This window comes from Lutispora thermophila DSM 19022 (assembly GCF_900142105.1).
Taxonomy (GTDB): domain Bacteria; phylum Bacillota; class Clostridia; order Lutisporales; family Lutisporaceae; genus Lutispora; species Lutispora thermophila.
Map to the genome: position 1 here is coordinate 1 of NZ_FQZS01000053.1, position 4,745 is coordinate 4,745.

At 32.7% G+C, this 4,745-nt stretch carries 4 protein-coding genes; all 4 read right to left on the reverse strand.

Annotated features, from left to right (window positions below; translation table 11 throughout):
• Positions 1 to 757, reverse strand: a 757-nt coding sequence (locus BUB48_RS17280) for a hypothetical protein (RefSeq protein ID WP_139250041.1), incomplete at its 3' end; no start/stop codon positions are given.
• Between the two features lie 48 nt (positions 758 to 805).
• The gene (locus BUB48_RS17285) at positions 806 to 1,780 is read right to left on the reverse strand and encodes a type II secretion system F family protein (protein WP_073028162.1); all 975 of its coding nucleotides are present in this window, start codon (positions 1,778 to 1,780) and stop codon (positions 806 to 808) included.
• An 8-nt stretch (positions 1,781 to 1,788) separates the two neighbouring features.
• Positions 1,789 to 3,033 (reverse strand): ATPase, T2SS/T4P/T4SS family, encoded by a 1,245-nt coding sequence (locus BUB48_RS17290; protein WP_073028164.1) that lies wholly within the window; start codon positions 3,031 to 3,033, stop codon positions 1,789 to 1,791.
• A gap of 18 nt (positions 3,034 to 3,051) precedes the next feature.
• Positions 3,052 to 4,542 (reverse strand): hypothetical protein, encoded by a 1,491-nt coding sequence (locus tag BUB48_RS17295; protein WP_073028167.1) that lies wholly within the window; start codon positions 4,540 to 4,542, stop codon positions 3,052 to 3,054.
• Positions 4,543 to 4,745: the final 203 nt, after the last annotated feature.

Below are 4,745 nucleotides of genomic sequence, written 5' to 3' on the forward strand. Positions count from 1 at the left end.
CATTTTCGGTTTCGGCCTGTATGTAGTTCAAATACTTGTTGAACATGACTTCTTCCTGTCTCATTAAAATGTTCTCATTATCTCCCGTATCAACTCCTTGCTTAATTGCTACTGTCAAAGTTTCAGCTTCCAATGTATTAAAATATGAGCAGAAATCTTTCAAGCTTTGGTCAATATCCAATGTAAGCTCATACTTGGCAGCAAATCGAATAAGAATTTCTTTCAGCTCCTTATCTTCAACAACTTCATAAACAGATTTTATTGCGTCTGTAATTTTCACTCCTGCTGAAACTTGATTGTGCAAATACTTGTATATTCTATATATTGACTTCTCTAGCTGCTTTGCTATTCTTCTTCCCTTAATGTAGACATAATAGAATACATATATGAAAAGCATTAAAAAAACAGCTATGGCAATAGATAAGTTTCTATAGATAGCTGTAAAAATAAACAACATTATAGGTACAATAAATTGAAACATGATGTAGAAAAAAACAGAGTATGTTCCATTAAACCCAGCTCTTTTTAAAAAGTTCTTAAGCTTTTGATACACTCCCTCCCTTTGGCTTTTCTCCTTATCAATTGTATCCATCCTATTCCCTATAAAATCTATATATCTTTTATATTTACTTATTGCACCTCTTTTCCCTTTTGCTTCTCTTATCAGCCCGTCTATTCCAACACTTAGCTTTGCATACAACTGCTTTATAATAACAGCGTTTAAGATCAGCGCTGAAAAAGCAAAATATGGATGCATCGATAGATACTCATAGACTTCCCTAATAATAATTCACCTGCCTTATGCTTAATGTTTAAATCTGCTTATTGTTATCAATATATAAAATCCTGCACTATAAAGCATGGTAAAGAAAGTAAGAAGCAACTTTCCTGGCGTTGTATTTGTATAGAAATTTAAAACTTCTGGAGTGGATTTAATGAGCATATATGCCACTGCAATAACAAATATCATGGCCAAAACAATGTAAATTCTGTCCCAAAAGGTTGATATTTTCCTTCTGTTGAATTCTTGTTCCAGCTTGTAGAATTGCTCTTCCATGTTGCTTAATAATACTTTCAAATCACCTCTGTATTTTATATTTTGCTTTATATTCAATATAAAGTCTGTAAATTGTGGATTGCCTACTTTCATTTGCAGCAAAGTCAATGCATCTTGAGGATCCATTCCTCTTCTTACCTGTATGGTTAAGTCCCGGATATAGCTTTTCATCGGTTCTACCAATGCAGGAACCGACTTTTCAAATGCATAGATTATATCTTCTTTAACATCTATCCATTGCCTTAAGATAGATATAAAATATCCTAGCTTGCGCCTTGTATATTCTGAATTGTATACACCCATTATTTCCAACAGTATAAATGGTGCAAAGAATGCTATAGATGACAATATAAAACTGGAAACAGAGAATCTAAGAAATTTATATACAAGCATATAGGATATAACAAACAGTATTGATGAAAATAAAACGAGCACATAGAAATTCATAAAAGGTATATATTTCCTGATATTTGACTTATCAATCAGAATAAGCTCTATCTTATCAACAAAAGACATTTTAACTGATATAGTCTTTGTATACCTCTTGACCTGTCGTTGCAACCTTCTGTCATTATAGCTGTCATTGATTCTTTTATAACCTCTTTTTACGCTTTCTTTTATGTATTCTGTATTGATGGTATTTGCGATAAACCATGCAATATATGAAGTAACGGCCATAATCAATACACCATTCAATTTAATAAGTATATCCATTATATCCATACAATCACCTACTTTATCTTTTCTACAAAGCAGGATTTATAGCATTCATAATTGCTCATGGCTTTGTTGTACTTATATAATCTGTTTATTCTGTAATTGTCCGTGTAAGGATCATAGCTTAATACTTCAATAATTTCATCTACTTTAAAATCATCCATATGAATGACTATATCTATGGATGTTGCTATCATTTCCTTTATAGTCTTTTCACTTTCACTAATCTGGGCCATTTTTGCCAGTGTCAACATCCTTGGCAAGGCTCCTTCAGCACTCCAGGTATGTGTTGTTGCCATGACCCTATGTCCCGTGAAACCTGCTATTATAAAGTACCATGCGACTCCATCAGTCAATTCACCTACAACATAGGTATCCAAGGACATTGTCAATCCATCAATAATAAGATCAAGAAGCGTTACAGGAATTCCACCTTCATTCTTTTTCTTTACCCTTTGAACAATGCAATTAGGCTTCTTAGGATATATTTCAGAATCAGACTCAGCAATAAGTATCCTTTCCATTTCGTCTGCATAATCAACTATTGCTCTCAACAATGTAGTTTTGCCTGAACCACCTTTGCCACAAATAAGTATGGACTTATTTGACCTTGATAAGTCTTTCAGATAATTTGCAACATTTTCATTCATCATTCCCAGACTAATCAATTTTTCAAAGGTGTAGTTTTCCTTTGGGTGTTTTCTTATGCTTATTGCTGGCCCGGATAGATTTCTTGGTGGTATTGAAAGATTAACTCTTAATCTATTTTTCTCATCCGAAATTCTGCAGTGAGTATCATTTTCATTCAATATTCCTCCGTTTCTTAATGCAATTATCTTGCAGTAATTTTCAAATATTTTTTCATTACCAAAGTTGACTGCAATTCTCTCTCTTTTTCCGTATCTCTTAATAGTAAAATTATCATATCTTGTTCCGTCTATATCGGATATGCTATCGTCTTCTACATATGACTGCAATGGCCCATATTTGAACATAAAATCAAATACTTTTTCTATAACCTTTTGCCTATCCTTGCCTATATAATACTTATTCTTGTCAATAATCTGTATAATGCTCTTTTCCAATACTTGTTCGCTTATTGTTCCATTATTGACTTCTGTAACCAACGTTGGTGAATCTCTTAAAATTTCATATGTTATATCAGATATAAGAATGTTTATTTCGCTATTGAGCTTATCCAAGTCAACTAGACTTGAATTTTTCCTTTTATCTGAATGTAAGCTTTGAACTGTTGGCAATCATGTCACCCTCTATTCTCATCTAGATTTTTTTCTCAGCTTAAGTTTCTTAAATATACTTCTTATCTTTAATTTGGCATATTTAATCTTGCTTCTCAGCTTGTCCATGAGTTTACGCTTTGGAACAATCTTGAAATAGGCAAGAATGTCTTTGTATTCATCTACTTGTCTGCTAGTCATTCTTGTGACATAAGGTGCTTTTAGATTTCGATAGATAGTTCTTTTTTTATTGTAGCTTATGTGTCCTATATAATTGTTTTCCGTAATCTCTTTAATAAGACTCTCCTTCAAGGACAAGTCATTAATATATTCAAAGGCAACAAACTTATACTTGTTAATGTCTATATATTGCTTATCATATAAATATTGTATTTGTGTGTTGAAATCCCTTAATGATATCAAATCGGCCCTAGTCGCTATAATATTATAGTCTGCTCTATCCAATGACATAATTGTAAAAAGATCATACATGGAACGGTTAACTAGAATGACTGTAATATCAAATGCTTGATAACACTTTTCCAAAAATATTTTAAAGTTCTCTTGGGTATAATACTCGTAGTTGTCCAAGTTATAATTGCCAGTGAGAACATGCAGATTTTTAAGTTCTTTTCTGTTTATACAAGCATCTGAAAAGAATGAAACATTAAAAACATTTTTTTCTATAGTGTCCATGATTATATTAAAGCCACTATCAGAATATATGCCTTCTGTTTTTATGCTGCTGGGGTTTTTCCTTATATTGAGTATCAAATCTGCTTTCGGACTTAACAAATCCGCATCAACAAGCAATACTTCCAAACCTGACAACTTTGCTGCCATATATGCAAACTCACATCCGAATTCTGCATTGTCCCATACTGTCAATATCAACTTCTTAAAACTATCCCTTTGTCCTTCAACCTGGACTATCTTTTCTACAACCTTTACTTCCTTCTTTTCCACCACTTTTTCTACCACTTCGGTAACAGGCTTTTCAATAATTCTGTCGACATACTTTATCACAGGCTGAAAGTTTTCTTTTTCATGCTCTTCAAGGTATATCTTGTTGTCGTCCAGTGTCTTGTCAGGACCAAACAACCATGATTTCAATTGTTCTATATCGTATTCATCACCAGCTGAGAAGAAGAAATTCTGGATATCCATTTTCATTATCTCTGATATAAAAGATTTATCTTCCTTCTTATCTTCTGATAAAACCAGTACTATCTTTGCCTTCTGCAAATTAACCCGTGCTGTTCTCAGTGTATCCAGCATCTTCTTGTAACCTATATTTTTACCCGTAGCTCCATCTATTCTGCTGAACTCTGCATTATCAAAAATTAACATTATGTCAGGTTCTTCTGTCATCTCAGCGGTGAGGAAATAATTAAGGGCCAGAAAGCTGTAATTCCATTTTGAAACAGATACTTCAACCTTCTGCCCCTCATATTCGTTTATTTCTTCCAGCATGGTTTTTATATTGCTCAATCTGTTTGATGCAACAAGATGTATATTGTATTTTTTCAACTTATCACCACCAAAAAGTTATTTGCAAAAAATAAAAAAGCTTCATCCTTAATTTTGTATCAGATGATCAAACTCTTGATTTTTTACAGCATATCCTCTAATATTTATTATAAATATTACTTGTGCAATAACAAAAACCTCCCTAACATATGCAATTACTCATTTCCAGGATATATTCATGAGCTATAGTCACCAAATGGTGG